Genomic DNA, 16,541 nt, shown 5'->3' on the forward strand with positions numbered 1-16,541 from the left:
ACTCCTTACCAAATTTCTAAATGAAATGTATAGCTGAGTAGTTACCTTATTTTTCAAAAAGACATTCTGATTATTTCTTTTTCACTTCTTCTACAAATTCCCATGTCTCTCCGTTATCTTTTGATTGATAAAGTGCACTACTATCGCCATTGTAGTCTCCATCTGCCCCTTGTCCAACTAACATATTAAAAACCCCATCTTTCTCATATGGCATACTAGGAGAATCAAAAGGACTTATTGTGGACTGTGTATGATCTAATTTCACTTCATGCGGCGGATATTCTACCTTTTTGAAAGATACTCCCCCATCATCTGTACGATATAACTCTCCTTCATTACCAGAAGGCCTGATTGCTCCTAAAAACCCAAGTTTATCATTTATAAAAGTGATTCCTGATACACTACCAATCCCCCCATTAAATGGGTCTGGATTGATAACCTCCCATGTTTTCCCTTCATCACTAGTCTTGCTTAATGAATAAAAGGCGCTCCCTAATGCTTTATCTGTCATATTTAGTTTATAACCAACTTCTTTCGATAGGAAAAACTGTTCTTTTTCATTCTTTAAATCTTGTTGTTCCTTCTCTTTAAGCCTATCTTCTTTTGGAGGCGTCTTTGATTTACTCCAACTTGCGTCACTTATTAAATTATATCTAGCAGGGACTAGCTCTTTCTCTTTTCCAGGGACAAATATAGATACAGTATATCCAATGATATCAGAAGCTGCTTCTTTAAGACTCTGCTCCTTACCATCCTCAGTAATATTAATAATTCCCTCTGTATTGGATCCCCAATTTCTTTTTCCATAATAAATCAACCCATACTTACTTTCATTCCATTTTTTGACCGTTTGCTTAACTGGGATCGCCTTAACCGTTTTAATTAAAGGTTCTACTAATTTATCATCATTATAATCAGGCTTTGCGTATCCATCTCGTATTATAGTAATATCTTCTGATTTCTTCTTATTATAAGAGATTAAATAAGTTTCTTCTTTCCCATCAACATTTTTCCCATAAACAAATGTATCAAACGCTGTGATTGTTCCATCTGAATGAAACGTAAGATCAAAATCAGTTGCCATATACAATTTCTTTGGCAAAGGATATTTTTTATTTATATCTTCAAAAATACCTTCTACTCCAGATTTATATATATTATTATGTTTAAGTTTAACTGACCTTTCATGTTTTAACTTTTCTATAAACCATGCCAATTTGCCATTGTAATTTATTGCACTTTTATAAATCTGCATCCCATAAAATGATGTAATTGCAACAATAACGATAATAGAAATGGATCTCCATGCTATTGAATTTGTTAATTTTTTAGATTTATATTCTCTATTTTTTATCACCCGCATTGTAGTAAATGTAGTTATGGATATAAAAAGTACTATACATAATAACAAAATGTAAATATTATAATTCATTCTTCCGTACTTACAGTATAAGGCCAACTCATAACAAAAAATCCCGTATACAATTATTAGTATTGGATTTGTTACTAATGACAGAAGTATCCTTTTTGTATTTTCTCTAAATATAGAAACCACTCCTAATTATATGAATTACTGATATTAAGTATACTTTATTGTAAAGTAACAAAAAAGCTATTTAATCTTGTCGCAAAAAATACAATAAACATATGAATATTATATTCATGTTAAAAAGGCCAACAATCCAAGATTGTTAGCCTCTACTTCCCATATTCGTATCTTTTATCACTTTACTTCCTTACAACTGGAATCCACATTTCACCAAACACTAAGCCGTTTCTTTTCCCCATCTCAACCGTCGTATTTGGTCCACCAACATAAGCAAACTCATTTGCATCTGGTAAAGCTTGACCGAAGGCGATGCCAGTCAACTTATTACTTAACTCTTCAGCTGTTTTGTCTTCCCCTTTTACTACTAAGTATTCTCCCCTCGGAAACTGAATCACTCTAGATTCTTCTTCTATTTGTGCTTCTGTCATGACACCCGCATAATACATCATTTTGTTATTCACCGCTTCGCTCACAGAAAAAATGTATTCATTTGTCGCTAAAGCTTTTAAAGTGTCCAGCCTTCCATCTTCTTTAACAGCCGACCAAAAGTCTTCCTTTTCTTTATTTATTCCAGCAAAGTCTGTGTACTCACTCTTAATTTCAGTTCCAATACCTAACACAATAAAGCTATCTTTTTCTTCTATAGTATAATTTTTCATATACAAAACCTGCCTCTTTTTTTATTAATCAAACGATTTATCTTTTCATCTGATACGTTTATAATATCTTTAAACCATGTCAAAAAATGATACTGTTTAGGAGACCAAAATGAAAAAAGTTGAACGGATTAATACAATTATGCGGTATATCAACAACCGCTCCCACTTTACAATTTCTGAAATCATACGAGAATTTAACATATCACGATCGACAGCTATTAGAGACATTAGAGAAATTGAAGCTATGGGAATGCCACTTGTCGCTGAAGTTGGGAGAACGGGTGGATATTTTGTTATGCATAATTCTATCCTGCCCGTTGTTCGCTTTACTGATAATGAAGTGAAAGCTCTTTTTATTGCCTTTATGGCTACGAGGAATCAACAACTTCCCTATCTAAAAAGTCGTCAATCTTTAGCTGAAAAACTACTAGGACTCATCTCAGAAACCCAGCAAGATGACCTCGTTCTTTTAAATCAACTCTTGCTGTTCCAAGGAACTAATCCTCATAATCCCGATCTACTTGAGCTTTCTGATCTCCCCCATCCTATGTTAGAAAAACTCATTCAAATCCTTCTTTTGGATAACCATTTATTGATTACCATTAAAGAAGATGAAGAAATTAAGTCTTATCCAATTTATCTATTACACCTTTATCAAGAAAAAAGCCATTGGATCATTGAAGGATTTGACTTAAAAGAAGAAAAGAAGTTAATGTTTCCTGTCGATGCTCTCATCAATATCGAACCGTACACGACGAATAAAAGGCTCAATAAGAAAAAGATTTTAGAAAAACTAAGTAAGAAGGCTGAAGCAATTAACCTTGTACTTGAACTTGGTCCAACAGCAATTGCCCAGTTCAAAAAATACCATCCTTTAAAAATTGCAATATCTTATACTAATCCTTACCAATCCACAGCCATTTTAAAAACTTTTATCAATGTTAACAATCCCGATGAAGTGACGGAAATAATAAATTGGCTGCTTTTTCTAGGGAAGGATATTAAAATCAAAGAAATACCCGATGAAGTATTAGCAGATTTACAAAAACGAGTGTGCTTATACATTCCATAAGCAGTGAGCCTCAAATATTAAGCTTTATCACTGGATAATTATCCTATTTTTAAATACCATTTCATTTACTACAATGAGAGCATGATAAATAATAAAAGCACGGAAAATCTCCCGTGCTTTTCTAAATATATATTATTCCTGAAGGTTTCGTTTATCTCGTTTCTTACCCTAACTGACGTTTAAATGCTTTACTGGCGAAAAAGTAAGAGATGACCATTATACCTACGCACCAAGCGAGTGCAATCCAAATATCGTTACCCACAGTTCCTTCATATAAAAGAGCACGAATCGCATTCACGATTGAAGTTACAGGCTGATTCTCTGCAAACGCACGAACAATTTTTGGCATCGTTTCGGTAGGCACAAAGGCCGAACTAATAAATGGAAGAAAAACTAGCGGGTACGAGTAAGCAGTCGCCCCTTCCATAGACTTCGCTTTCAATCCTGGAATGATAGCTAGCCATGTTAGCGCCAGCGTAAACATCCCAAGTATTCCAGCTACCGCGAGCCACTCTAGAATATTAGCACTGGAACGGAAACCCATTAATAATGCAACAAGAATAACCACCACGATAGTAAGTACATTAGCAACAAGAGAGGTTAAAACATGAGCCCACAATATCGATGAACGCTTAATAGGCATCGTAATGAAACGTGCCATCAGCCCACTCTTTACATCCGTAAAGAGTCGCACAGAAGTGTAAGCTACACCGGATGCGATAGCCATTAGCAAAATTCCTGGCAATAAATAATTGACGTAGTTATCTGTTCCTGTCTTTATAGCCCCGCCAAATACGTAAACAAATAATAGCATCATCATAATCGGCGTAATCGCTACTGTAATAATTGTATCCGGGCTGCGCATAATGTTACGCATTAAACGACCTAATAATACACCTGTTTTACTTTTCATTTACATCTCCTCCTTTTTGCCAATGATCGCAAGGAATATTTCTTCCAATGTCGGTTGCTTCTCGATATACTCCACTTTTGCCGGTGGGAACATCTCTTTCAGTTCAGTAAGAGTACCTGTCGTAATAATTTTTCCGCCATGCAAAATAGCGATACGGTCTGCTAGTTGTTCGGCTTCTTCCAAGTACTGGGTCGTAAGCAAGATCGTTGTGCCGCTACCGGCAAGTTCCTTGACTGTATCCCACACTTCAATTCGCGCTTCAGGATCAAGTCCAGTCGTTGGTTCGTCAAGAAAAATAACTGCTGGCGCCCCGATCAAACTCATCGCGATATCAAGCCGGCGCTTCATCCCGCCTGAATACTGATCTGCCCTTTGGTTTGCCGCATCAGTCAGGCTAAATCTTTCAAGCAAATTGTCAGCGACTTGAACGGGATTGGAAACACCACGTAACTTAGCGATCATTATCAAGTTTTCTTTCCCCGTCAACATGCCGTCTAAAGCTGCAAACTGTCCTGTCAAACTGATACTTTGACGAACTTGATCTGGTTGGCGCTGTACATCAAATCCACAAATGCTTACCTCACCGCCATCTTGCTTCATTAGCGTCGAAAGGATGTTGACCGTTGTTGTCTTTCCCGCTCCATTTGAGCCTAGCAGCGCGAAAATTTCGCCACGCTGTACATCAAAATCCACTCCCTTTAACACTTCTTTGTCTTTAAAAAATTTTTTTAATCCTTTTACAGAAATCGCTGCATTGCTCATGCTTTTTCCCCCTTACAAAAATAAATTACCTATACCCTCTATTTAGTACCACTGATATTCTGTAACACTTAGTACTGAGTTAAAAATATAACTGAATAGCGATGGCGGTGGTTCACATTTATGACCAGCTAATCAGTCGGTATTACGTATTGCATTTATTTTTTTCTCAATTTCTTCATAATACTTTCATTCAAATCTTCACGATATTTGGAGACATACGTTTTAGCGTTTGCCACTAGTTCGTCAGCAAAAGATGCCACATCTTCCCCAGTAATATCTAGCACTTGTCTACCTTCCGCTGCACCGGCTTCAAACAAATCGATTAATTCGTACTGAATGTGCAGCATATCCATCCCGTTTCCGGTCGAAAAATTCCACATATAGTTTTGAATTTTCTTAAACACAAACTGATAGTCCTCTGGCAGTGCTGCAACACGTGCCATCATCATTCTGTACTCTTTTTTATCACCGATTAATTTTTTGAATATTTCCAACATGTTATTTTCCTCCTTTTTATAAAGCAGAACAAGAAACTCTCCAAATATGAGCCGAAACATTTTATATTATGAGGCTAGTTTGACTTCAAGACGTTAATTTTTGACGATACAAAATCCCATTTTCTCCAAAATAGTTCAAGCTCCTGACGACCAGCTTCATTTAATGAATAAAACTTACGAGGCGGCCCCATATCTGATGGTTTCTTTTCAATATTCACAAGCTTTTTCTTCTCTAGTCGTACGAGAATGGTATACACCGTTCCTTCCACGACTTCGGTAAACCCAAGATCATTCAAGTGGCGAGTAATCTCATAACCATACGTTTCACGGCGGCTAATGATTTCCAACACACACCCTTCCAGTGAACCTTTCAACATTTCAGTTAAATTTTCCATGTTCTGATCCTCCTTTACCCCCTATTCTGTCTGACTTATATTCAGTATTACAGAGTACTAAGGCGAATTTTTCACTGAACAGTTTTTGTGAATTCGAACTATTCAGTATCACTTATTACATCTACATTGTATGACTAAGTAGCGATAGATGTCAACTGATTTTCAAATTTTTTCTAAAATCCGCTATTACCTATTGTCTGCTGAAAATATTTTGAGAAACAACACTACTCAGTATTGCTTATTACAAGTACATTGTATGACTGAGTAGCGATGAATGTCAACTCGATTTTTATATTTTTTTCTAAAATCAACTATTACCTATTCGATACAGTCTGTTTTCTTTTTTTAAATTTCCCCATACCTATCCCACTAAGAAAAGAAAATACCCCAAAATAAAAATTCTACATTTTTGTTTTGGGGCGCTATACTATACCAAAGTTAATGAATATGGCTAGCTCTTCTTATTTAATAAGACAGATCATTTTTTGTTACGATAACATCATAGCCATATCTTCTGCTGCATTTGTAATTAGTTTTAAACCAAATGTTTCTTGTAATACATCAAGCACGCCAGCTGAAATAAATTCAGGAGCCTTTGGACCGATGCGAATATCTTGAATCCCAAGACTAAATAGCCCTAGTAAAATGGCAACCGCTTTTTGTTCAAACCATGATAGGACAATACTTACTGGCAATTCATTCACTTCACATTGAAAAGCATCAGCTAAAGCAGCCGCTATTTTCACTGTAGAAATTGAATTATTGCACTGTCCTAAATCAATGTAACGCGGAATTTCCGTACCAGGTACAACACCGTAATCCACATCATTAAAGCGGAATTTCCCGCAAGAAGTTGTTAAAATAACCGTTTCTGGCGGAAGTGACGTTGCTAATTCACGATAATATTCTCCGCCTTTTCCCGGTGCATCACAACCGGCGATAACAAAGAAACGCTTTATTTTCCCTTTTTTTACTGCGTCAATAATTTCTGGAGCTAATGATAATACTGTATTATGATGAAACCCTGTCACTAACTGTTCATCCGACTCCATATGTACTTCTGGAAGTTCTAGCGTTTTTTGAATTAACGTTGTAAAATCATCATTTTCAATTTTTTGTACACCTTCTAAACCTGCAATGTCATATGAAAAGAATCGATCAGAGTACGAGCCTTTAATTGGCATAACACAGTTCGTTGTAGCTAATATGGCACCAGTAAATTTTTCAAAAAGGCGTCTTTGATCATACCATGCCTTACCGATGTTTCCTTTTAAATGTTTATATTTTTTCAGCTGCGGGTATCCGTGTGCTGGTAGCATTTCAGAATGCGTATAAATATTAATGTCTTTTCCTTCTGTTTGCTTTAATAGTTCTTCTAATGCAAATAAATTATGGCCCGTAACTACAATTGCTTTACCTTCTACACGATTTTGTGTAATTTGTACAGGTTCTGGCACACCAAAATGATTCGTATGTGCCTCATCCAATAACTCCATCACCCGTAAAGCTGATTTCCCAACTTTCATAGCCATATCAATATGCTCTTGTTCGTTAAAATTAGAATTTGTTAATGTCATATATAAAGCTTCTTGTGTTGTAGCATCTACAAATGCATCCGTATACCCTAGCTGAGCAGCATGTGTGCGATAAGCTGCAATTCCTTTTAGCCCAAACACAATCGTATCTTGTAAACTCGCAATCGTTTCATTCTTACCACAAACACCCATGACTTTACATCCGCCTGTTGGCGTTTGTTCACATTGATAACAAAACATATCATCCCACCCTCTCCCAATCATTCATTACACCTTAAGCATAATACCCATTGAAAAAAAGTGATGTGATATCAATCACAATAATATATAAAGATTTGTGACAGTTCATATTGTTGACATAATATTTTTATTGACACTAAAAAATGTACATTAGTGTGCACACATCTTTCGATACTTTTAAATAGCTAAATAATTAATTTGGAGAAATATATACAACGAAAATTTTTTGAATCCTTATACAAATAGTTGCAATTCATCACATATGAAAATAGACATACAAAAACGCCATCCTTTTCTATCATTCAATAGAAAGAATAGCGTATTTTTTATTTTAAGAAACTATCATTTTTTATTAAAGCCTTTATTGTAAAGCTTTTTATTTACAATACATTTACACTATCTTAACATTACTTACATTATTTATATGATATATTTATATAGAAGCTACTTAAGAAATTTCATATACATTTTATCTTTATGATCTCTAATCTAATCAATAAAAAGATCATGTTATATTTTTATAACAGGGGTGAATTACGATGACTGAAACTTTAAAAACACTTATAATGCTTGATGCTACTTACGTTGTTATTGCAATTATGACAGTACTAGTATTTGTATACTTGGAATTAAAATCTCAGTAATATATGCTGACGTAATCGACAGATTCAGCATTTAAATATAGTTAGAAGAAAGAAAGGAGAAAATTATTTCTCCTTTCTTTTGTATTTCTACAATTTCTTATTTTAATAAATCCAATGTATGTAAAAGTAATCCCTTGTCTCCTACTTCTCCATGACCAGGTACTACCGAATTTATATTTCCATATCGCTTCAGCACATTCTCAATCGATGTAGACCATTCATTTACATACGCATCCGCAACATTTCCTAAATCTTTAGCTTCCGCAGATTTCACTAAACAGCCTCCAGCTAAAATTTTATATTGTGGCAACCAAACAACAATATTATCTTCTGTACGTCCTTTCCCTGGATGGAACGTTTCTACTTTTGTATTGCCAAACTTCAAACTCGTAATTGTTTGTAAATCTCCAAGCGGCTCTTCATATCCATTTTTCTTTGCTAATTCTGCAGTTAATGCTGTACTATGCGCTTTAATACCTCTTTCTTTCAACGTTTTTATTCCGCCAATTCGATCAGCGTGCGCATGTGTAATAATGAAATCCGTTACGCGCTTCTGAAATTTCTTTTCTACCATTTCTATTAGTTCCTTCGTTAATTTGTCGTCTCAATCTGAAACTCCACAATATTCATACTTAATCTCCCCTCATTACAAATACTCCATTTTTCTATTACATTTAAAATCAAAATTGTATTTTGTTAAATTATAACATTCAGACTATAATTTATTTATAGCCCATTAACGGAGGTGTTTGCAATGACTCTCTTCGCTTCACCATCATTATTCATAGTAGCAATCATTTCATTTGCACTAGCTTATTTCATCGGAGTAAAACAATACACTTGCCTCTTATCAGGATTCAACGAACGCCGCGTGCTTGATAAAGTGACACTATCAAAAATAGTAGGTCTTTATAATTTAATTGCTGGTGTCATTGCGACAATCGGTAGTGTCTTCACTACTCCTAATGCCAAAATCTTATTTCCTATCATTATAATTGGACACGTTATAATCGCGGCTTATGTAAATACACGCATGGTGCAGTGAAAAAGATCACCCAAATGGGTGATCTTTTTTATAATTTATCAACATATTGCTTCGCTTCTAGTAAGGAAAAACCAAAAGCTTCTCTTACTCTCTTAACTGCTGTAATTTTTTTGCCTTCTTCTACAAGCTGGCGTAGTTCTTTATTAATTTCAGGTTCTCTTTCTACAATTCCCAATTCTTTCGTAATTAATTGTAATCTATCTTCAATTCTCTTTAAACGCCCATCATTTTTCTTTTCAATTGTAGTTAATTTTTCAGCGATATAAATGAAACCAAAGGCTACTATCGGTATAACCATCCAGAATTCCATGAATGTTCCCCCTTACTAACTTTCATTTGTTTTATTTCACTGACTTATCAGCTTTAGTCATTGAAATCATTCATTCCTTACAAGGAAAGGGCAAACTAAAACTTTCTCAAAAATTATTACTAGACATGATTTCTCCTCAAGGTTGCTCAAAATGGACTGGATTAGGTGTTTTTCTAGATGATTCTAATGAAGAATTACAGATTTATTCACTCGGATGGGGCGTCGGATTTCAATGTATGATGGTTTGTTATCCATACTGCGGGAATGGCGCTGTTATTATGACCAATTCCGATTTAGGTGTTCATCAAATGGAAGGGATCATTGGTGAGGTTGTAAAAACGTTATCCTTATAATGAAAATAAAGAAGCTGTTCCTTCCAGCTTCTTTATCTATATAACATTTTTCGCAACAATTTTTATATGTTCTGGTGCGATAATTTCCGTTATACTTTCCTGGAAATCTTCATGTAACATTTCTTCCAAATGTTCTAACTGCACTTCAACATGAGTGCATTCTAAATTATGTATATTTAATAGTGCATAATGATCTTTTTTCTTAATTACTAAATATTGATTTTCCTCTGTCACAAGTACAGAACCTAATCGGACTCCTAGTAAGCGTTGATCATCAAACTTCATAATTACTTCTCCTTCCCTTATATAAACGAAACTACAATGAAAATAATTACATTTATGGAAAAACACACTTATTTAGACTATATCATAATTTACTAAAATATAAATATCATTTTTCCTTTTAATAAAGTGAAACTTTAATCAGTGGAGGCCTTACTGTCCGTTAATGTGGGATGAAAATCCCTATTTTTTCATATATTTCGATACAAAAAACTTTCTCAACATGAAATTTGAATTTTCAGTTTTTAATTCTATGAAAATCTATTATAATAAAGTTAATAAATGTTTGACCTCTCCTAATTCATGTACATATGGATGATCAGTAGTTATTGCTACTGATCTATTTTTTTGATTTCAGAAAGTACATACGCTGCATCCTTTCCTACACCACAAATAAGTGCGGAACCCCTTTGAGATTGCCATGGTAAACCGATATAATACAATCCTTTTACTGGACTGATTCCCTTTATATGATTAGGAAATCCTTTCTCATTCACTGCCTGTTCAATTTCAATCCAATTATAATTTTGTACAAAACCAGTTGACCATATAACGCTTTCTGCACTATAAGTATCACCATTCTGAAACATAATGTTATTTCCTGATGCACTTACTACTTTTTCTTGCAGTTTGATTGCTCCATTACGAATAAGTTTCTTACCTTCAAAACCGAAAATAGGGTCCTTTCTCTTCTGAAACCATCTTCCCCTCTTTGTATTTATTTCAGCGTACAATAAACCCACTTTTTCTAGCAGATTAAAAATACTTTTTCCAAAAAGTTGTAACGGTAAAAACGTTAAAGGATGACTAATAGACACCGTAACTTCATGCGTTTTTGCAAGTTCTACTGCTATTTGCATTCCTGAATTTCCGCCACCTACTACAAGTGCCTTCCCCTGTGGAATTTGCGATGATGATCTATATTGTGATGAATGTATTTGAAAAATATGTGATGATAGATTTGCTGAAACTGAGGGAATAAATGGTTGCTGAAAACCACCTGATGCGATAATAACTTTTTTCGTTTGTAAAACTTCTGTAGGAGTATGTAATTCAAATATTTCTTTTTCTTTCTTTATTTTTAGTACTTCCGTTTGTAATTGTACCGGTAATTGAAAATGTCTTGCATATTCTTCTAAATAAGTTGCAATTTCATCTTTATATGGAAATTCATTCCTTGCTCCTTTTAATATCCTACCTGGTAAACTACTATATTCACTCGGTGTAAAGAGCCGCAAAGAATCATATCTATTTCTCCATGAATCACCAATTCGGTTTCCTGCCTCGAGTAATAAAAAATTATATCCTGCCTGCTTCAAGTAGTATCCTATTGTCAATCCCGCTTGACCAGCTCCAACAATGATTGCATCTAACATCTTTTCCCTCCTCCTTACAACAAATGAATATATGCTCATTTGTTCATGTATTTTATCATACGATTTATTTTTCAATAATTCAATCTGTTTAACAACATGAAAAAGAGCAGTTCACTACTTTATGAACTACTCTTCATTCCATTTACCACGTAACTACACTACTTAACCCATGAATATTTGTATATGAATCCTTTCTACTCCGACAATTTTTCCTCATAAAATATAATTCTATTTAAAAACGGATCAATTACAGTTAATTCAATTGTACCCCAAGGTGTTTTTTCTATATTCGGCTTCGAATAAACATATTCTTTACTTAATAATACAGAATGATAATCCTTTACATCATCTATTTTGATCCGAATCGCACCACCTGGTGAGGCATCACCATGATGTTCTGATAAATGTATCACAGTATCATCTAACGAAATTTGTATATATAATGGCATATTTTCCTCATACCGATGTTCCCAATCCAGTTTAAATCCTAAAAAACCTATGTAAAATAGTTTTGCTTTTTCAATATCAAAAATTCTAAATATAGGTGTAATCATTTATAACTTCATCTCCTATTTATAAACATCCGCAGCCAATTCTCTCAAAACATCCACGTTTACTACTTCATAGCATCCATCGTTCTTCTTTATTATCTCTTTATCACAAAAAATATTTAATGTTCGCAACAAATGCCGATAACTCGTTCCTAACAATTCCGCTATTTCCGTTAAATTCCCACTAAACACAATTCTATTTTCATGCTGAACTGCTCGTTCTCCTGCTGCTAACATGTAACTCGCAAGTCTATTTTCAAGTGGATATAGTAAATTAATAGTACTATTTTTTGAAAGTCGGTTTAATTTATGTGCTAACGATCCGCAAATACATCGTAAAAATTTCGCATCATGAAATAGTTGATTTCTCACTTTTCCTAAAGGTAAACCAACACAATATGAATCTGCCATTACTTGTACGTTTGAAGCAGTCTTTTGAGAATGAATTAACTCCACATCTCCTAACAACTGCAAACTATCATAAAAGCATAATAACACAGATTTCCCATTACTTAATGTATTAAACGCTTTCGCTTTTCCTTCAACGAAAAAATATAAATAATCTATCTCTTCATTTTCTCTACAAATAAACTCATTCTTTTTAAAAAATATAAGTTCCATATACGGTTTCATATCATTACTAAAAAATGAATCAATATTATTTTGTTTCATATACTTTGCTAATTTAATTGAATTACATACTTTCTTCATAGTTCCCCCGCCTTTACCACTCATCCCCATTGTAATCAAAATTTTCTTCTTCCACTATGACATATGTCATAGTAATACACAATTTCAGCATGATACAGTCATTACAAATATGAAAATTAAAGGGGATATTACATTGTATAACTTTCTTTCTGTCTTTATTGGTGTGCTCATCGCCGTTATGCTTCCACTGAATGGGATTTTATCTGAGTTAATTGGGAAGTATACAGCAAGCGTTGTCATTCACCTTGTCGGTTTAATTGCAGTTATCTTCATTTTAATCATAAACAAAAATAAAATTCATTTTGATAAAAGTATTCCGCTTTTTTTATATAGCGCTGGAGCGATTGGAGTATTCACTGTCCTTTTTAATAATATAAGTTTCTCCGCCCTTGGTGCTTCTATTACGATTGCATTAAGTTTACTCGGTCAATCTATCGCTTCCATCGTTATTGATCATTTCGGCTTATTAGGAATGAAAGTTGCAAAGTTTGAAAAGAAAAAACTAATTGGATTATGTTTCATCTCTTCCGGAATTATAATCATGACAATTTATTAATGGAGGCAAAAAAATGTTATATATTACGATCGCTATTTTAGCTGGTGTTTCTATCGTTGTTGCTAGAATTATAAACGCGAATTTAGCAGCAAAAATTGGAAATTGGGAAGGCACGTTTTTCAATTATATTACTGGATTATTTTTCTCTATGTTATTTTTAATTTTCAGTTCAGATTCATTGTATATTCCAATGCAGACGTTACAATCTATTCCCATCGCTGTGTACTTAGGCGGATTAGTAGGCGTTATCGTCATTTCACTATCGAACTATATCACTCCTAAAATATCAGCATTTTATTTAACATTACTCATCTTTATCGGACAATTATTTGCGGGGACTATCATTGATTTCATTTTGTCGCATGAACTCTCAATGGGCAAAGTTATCGGTGGCATTTTCGTACTAATTGGTCTCACTTACAATTTACTCGTAGATCGCCCTGTAAAAACTGTGAAGCATAACCAAGTTCAACTATAATACTTTGCGCCTCCCTATCATATATTAATAGAAAAGCTCTTCATACGAAGTAATAGAGAGGAGAATATTCTATTAAGAAAATCATTTTACTGCTCGGTAGCGTATTAATTATTTCTGGAATTGTATGGTTTGTAAACTCGGGAAAATCTATTCAAGATCTGTATACTGCAAATAAGCCGAAAAAGAAAGCTACTATTATTTCAAGCTCGCGAGATCCAAATGAGCCTCCTGTTTTTTTAGGAAAACAGGAAATAAAAGATATACATGTCGAATCAATTAAAACAAAAAAGAATATCTTTCTCACAAAAACAGATGAATTAAAAACGTTTATTAACAGTATGAATACCGCAAAAAAAGGCAAATTAACATTAGATGAAGAAGGATCAGACTTAATAGATTGTGATATGTGGATTACTTTCGAAGATGGAACTTATAAAAAATATTTCATATGGGTAGTTGATCATCACAGCAGCGAAGTGATGATTGCTCAGCAAGATACTCCTGATGATGTAAACCTTACGTACTATCAGTTAAACGAAGATAGTTCAAAAAAAGTTTATAATTTATTTAAAAAAATTATTTAAACGAAAAAGTCATGAGCACGCGAACTCATGACTTTTTGCACTATATATACTCCGGGAACACTCTACAACCCTTTTCCTGCTCTATATCATGACCAAAGAAAACAATTGGTTTCTCTTTCGCCACAACTCCTTTTAAACGTTTAATTGAAGATAAAGCTAATTCTGGATCAAATCCTGCGAACGGCACTTCATCTTCAAAATTCTCTTTCGTGTACGATGCATCAATAGTTAATAAAACTGAACCGGATTGCTCCGTCTCAATGAATAGCGACTGATGGCCTGGAGAATGACCTGGCGTATACAATAATTGAACACCTGGTACCACTTCATAATCCCCTTCAATAATTTTGTAGTTCAAATGCGGTAATATACATTCTTTCATATATTCTTCTCTATGAAGTGCTGCCTCATATTCCGTTCGCTGCACAATAATCGGTGTATTTGTAAAAGCACCGTTTCCTCCTGCATGATCAAAATGTAAGTGAGAGCTAATAATATATAAAAGGTCGTTTGGCTCATACCCTAAACGCTTTAATATATTCACGATTCTATCTTCTTCAGTCATTTTCGGTAAAATCTGTCCTTCAACAAATGTACCGTTAAAAAGCCCTTCATTATTAACTGCACTTTCTGGCATACCTGTGTCTACTAAAATAGGACCTTCTTCCGTCTCCAGAAGATAACACCACACCGGCAAGTTTAATAGTTTCCCCGGTGTTAACGCACTGTTAACAGACGAATGATCCAACATGCAACGACCTGCTGAGATGAAATAAAGTTTCTTTACTGTCATTATGTATCCACCTTTACATTTAGTTTTGGATAAAGTAATACAGTAAAAAATTCTTCTTTTTAGAAATAAACTCCTTCTAGACTATCAGTACAGCTTACATAAAAAAGAGGGTATTTTTTTACATAGCAGTATTTCACCATCTATAATATAGAGGTAAATGATTCTTACTTTAATGGAGGGATTACAAATGAAAGCAATTGGTTTACATGAATACTTACCTATTGAAGAAGAAAACAGTTTAATTAATCTGGAAATTGAAAAACCTGTTGCCACAGGAAGAGATATACTCGTGAAAATTAACGCTATTTCCGTTAACCCAGTTGATACAAAGGTCCGCTCTCCGAAAGATAAAAAAGAAGATGCACCAAAAATACTTGGCTGGGATGCTAGTGGTGTTGTTGTACAAACTGGCGAAAGTTGTACATTATTTAAAGAAGGAGACGAAGTATTTTACGCTGGAAGCATTACGAGACAAGGTACATATAGTGAATATCATTTAGTTGATGAAAGAATTGTCGGTAAGAAACCAAAAACGTTACATGATGCTGAATCCGCCGCAATTCCTTTAACAGCGATTACAGCATGGGAAGGTTTATTTGAACGTTTAGGCATTGATCATACTAAAAAAGATACGAACTCATTTAAAAACATTTTAATTATCGGCGGAGCTGGTGGTGTCGGTTCAATCGCAATTCAACTTGCGAAATGGGCTGAACTAAATGTAATCGCAACTGCTTCCCGCGGCGAAACGATAGACTGGGTTAAAAAGCTTGGAGCTGACCATACAATTGACCATCATACCCCTTTAAAAGAGCAATTACAAAGCCTTGGATTCAGCGATGTAGATTATATTTTCTGCTTAAACAATACAGATCAACATTGGCAAGCAATATGTGACCTTATTAAACCACAAGGCAAAATTTGCTCTATCGTAGAAAATGAACACCCTCTTGAAATGGGTATTTTAAAAAGTAAAAGTGCTACACTCGTTTGGGAGTTTATGTTTACAAAAGCGATGTATGAAACTGGCGATATGATTACGCAGCACGAACTATTAAATAAAGTAAGCGAACTACTAGATGAAGGCATTTTAAAGACTACTTTAAATGAAACATTCACACCAATTAACGCTGAAAACTTAAAGAAAGCACATGCACTACTTGAAAGCGGGCACACCATAGGGAAAATCGTATTAGAGAAATTTTAATCATGATAGTGACAGATAGTATGTGAAAT

The 16,541-nt window shown here is 34.3% G+C and carries 19 protein-coding genes and 2 pseudogenes; 7 read left to right on the forward strand and 14 right to left on the reverse strand.

All coding sequences use genetic code 11. The features are described from left to right. Positions 1-70 precede the first annotated feature (70 nt). Both AXW78_RS16190 and AXW78_RS16195 read right to left on the reverse strand, forming a co-directional pair. Positions 71-1,555, reverse strand: coding sequence for a WD40/YVTN/BNR-like repeat-containing protein (locus AXW78_RS16190; RefSeq protein ID WP_074593070.1), 1,485 nt, complete (start codon positions 1,553-1,555; stop codon positions 71-73). A gap of 173 nt (positions 1,556-1,728) precedes the next feature. Then, entirely contained in the window at positions 1,729-2,208 is a 480-nt protein-coding gene (locus AXW78_RS16195; RefSeq protein WP_000801038.1) for a GyrI-like domain-containing protein, read from the reverse strand. Positions 2,209-2,317: 109 nt separating this feature from the next. On the opposite strand from AXW78_RS16195, the gene AXW78_RS16200 reads away from it, so the two are divergent. Then, complete coding sequence (locus AXW78_RS16200; protein WP_000755056.1) at positions 2,318-3,280, forward strand: helix-turn-helix transcriptional regulator; 963 nt, start codon at positions 2,318-2,320, stop codon at positions 3,278-3,280. 163 nt (positions 3,281-3,443) lie between these two features. Here the strand turns inward: AXW78_RS16200 and AXW78_RS16205 are convergent, their stop codons facing one another. From AXW78_RS16205 to bla, 6 genes and pseudogenes are all read right to left on the reverse strand, one after another. After that, the gene (locus AXW78_RS16205; RefSeq protein WP_000837801.1) at positions 3,444-4,193 is read right to left on the reverse strand and encodes an ABC transporter permease; all 750 of its coding nucleotides are present in this window, start codon (positions 4,191-4,193) and stop codon (positions 3,444-3,446) included. Next, positions 4,194-4,955, reverse strand: a complete 762-nt coding sequence (locus AXW78_RS16210) for an ABC transporter ATP-binding protein (RefSeq protein WP_000063324.1) — start codon at positions 4,953-4,955, stop codon at positions 4,194-4,196. It abuts the gene before it with no gap. A 155-nt stretch (positions 4,956-5,110) separates the two neighbouring features. Then, positions 5,111-5,452, reverse strand: a complete 342-nt coding sequence (locus AXW78_RS16215) for a DUF1048 domain-containing protein (protein WP_000889650.1) — start codon at positions 5,450-5,452, stop codon at positions 5,111-5,113. Positions 5,453-5,526: 74 nt separating this feature from the next. Beyond that, positions 5,527-5,847: a PadR family transcriptional regulator gene (locus AXW78_RS16220; protein WP_000429484.1), complete on the reverse strand. Its 321-nt coding sequence runs from the start codon at positions 5,845-5,847 to the stop codon at positions 5,527-5,529. Positions 5,848-6,335: 488 nt separating this feature from the next. Next, positions 6,336-7,622, reverse strand: coding sequence for a hydroxylamine reductase (gene hcp, locus AXW78_RS16225; protein WP_002082429.1), 1,287 nt, complete (start codon positions 7,620-7,622; stop codon positions 6,336-6,338). A 741-nt stretch (positions 7,623-8,363) separates the two neighbouring features. Then, positions 8,364-8,870, reverse strand: a pseudogene (bla, locus tag AXW78_RS16230) (subclass B1 metallo-beta-lactamase); the annotation flags it as partial. A 150-nt stretch (positions 8,871-9,020) separates the two neighbouring features. Between bla and AXW78_RS16235 the strand changes: the two are divergent. Then, on the forward strand, positions 9,021-9,311 hold the full coding sequence (locus AXW78_RS16235) for a DUF3784 domain-containing protein (RefSeq protein WP_000171767.1): 291 nt from the start codon (positions 9,021-9,023) through the stop codon (positions 9,309-9,311). Positions 9,312-9,339: 28 nt separating this feature from the next. Here AXW78_RS16235 and AXW78_RS16240 read toward each other — a convergent pair whose 3' ends face one another. Continuing rightward, a complete protein-coding gene (locus AXW78_RS16240; RefSeq protein ID WP_000397730.1) occupies positions 9,340-9,621 on the reverse strand; it encodes a hypothetical protein in 282 nt (93 codons plus the stop codon). A 38-nt stretch (positions 9,622-9,659) separates the two neighbouring features. Here AXW78_RS16240 and AXW78_RS16245 point away from each other — a divergent pair. Continuing rightward, positions 9,660-9,974, forward strand: a pseudogene (locus AXW78_RS16245) (serine hydrolase domain-containing protein); the annotation flags it as partial. 36 nt (positions 9,975-10,010) lie between these two features. Here AXW78_RS16245 and AXW78_RS16250 read toward each other — a convergent pair. The 4 genes from AXW78_RS16250 to yeiL form a co-directional block, all read right to left on the reverse strand. Beyond that, positions 10,011-10,259, reverse strand: a complete 249-nt coding sequence (locus tag AXW78_RS16250; RefSeq protein ID WP_000666947.1) for a hypothetical protein — start codon at positions 10,257-10,259, stop codon at positions 10,011-10,013. 329 nt (positions 10,260-10,588) lie between these two features. Beyond that, positions 10,589-11,632: a flavin-containing monooxygenase gene (locus AXW78_RS16255; protein WP_000882901.1), complete on the reverse strand. Its 1,044-nt coding sequence runs from the start codon at positions 11,630-11,632 to the stop codon at positions 10,589-10,591. Positions 11,633-11,826: 194 nt separating this feature from the next. Further along, positions 11,827-12,186 (reverse strand): glyoxalase superfamily protein, encoded by a 360-nt coding sequence (locus tag AXW78_RS16260; RefSeq protein WP_000632389.1) that lies wholly within the window; start codon positions 12,184-12,186, stop codon positions 11,827-11,829. Positions 12,187-12,201: 15 nt separating this feature from the next. Further along, positions 12,202-12,894, reverse strand: a complete 693-nt coding sequence (yeiL, locus tag AXW78_RS16265; RefSeq protein WP_033703578.1) for a transcriptional regulator YeiL — start codon at positions 12,892-12,894, stop codon at positions 12,202-12,204. 109 nt (positions 12,895-13,003) lie between these two features. On the opposite strand from yeiL, the gene AXW78_RS16270 reads away from it, so the two are divergent. The 3 genes from AXW78_RS16270 (at position 13,004) to AXW78_RS16280 (ending at position 14,512) form a co-directional block, all read left to right on the forward strand. Beyond that, entirely contained in the window at positions 13,004-13,450 is a 447-nt protein-coding gene (locus AXW78_RS16270) for a DMT family transporter (protein WP_061884431.1), read from the forward strand. Between the two features lie 13 nt (positions 13,451-13,463). Further along, a complete protein-coding gene (locus AXW78_RS16275) occupies positions 13,464-13,928 on the forward strand; it encodes a DMT family transporter (protein ID WP_000965803.1) in 465 nt (154 codons plus the stop codon). An 89-nt stretch (positions 13,929-14,017) separates the two neighbouring features. Beyond that, positions 14,018-14,512 (forward strand): YhfM domain-containing protein, encoded by a 495-nt coding sequence (locus tag AXW78_RS16280; protein WP_033690086.1) that lies wholly within the window; start codon positions 14,018-14,020, stop codon positions 14,510-14,512. Between the two features lie 40 nt (positions 14,513-14,552). Here the strand turns inward: AXW78_RS16280 and aiiA are convergent, their stop codons facing one another. Next, a complete protein-coding gene (aiiA, locus tag AXW78_RS16285; protein WP_000216601.1) occupies positions 14,553-15,305 on the reverse strand; it encodes a quorum-quenching N-acyl homoserine lactonase AiiA in 753 nt (250 codons plus the stop codon). A gap of 187 nt (positions 15,306-15,492) precedes the next feature. On the opposite strand from aiiA, the gene AXW78_RS16290 reads away from it, so the two are divergent. Beyond that, positions 15,493-16,512 carry a zinc-binding alcohol dehydrogenase family protein gene (locus AXW78_RS16290; RefSeq protein WP_061884432.1) on the forward strand — a complete coding sequence of 340 codons (1,020 nt, stop codon included), beginning with the start codon at positions 15,493-15,495 and terminating at the stop codon, positions 16,510-16,512. Positions 16,513-16,541 lie beyond the last annotated feature (29 nt).

It is taken from the genome of Bacillus thuringiensis, from assembly GCF_001595725.1.
GTDB lineage: Bacteria > Bacillota > Bacilli > Bacillales > Bacillaceae_G > Bacillus_A > Bacillus_A thuringiensis_K.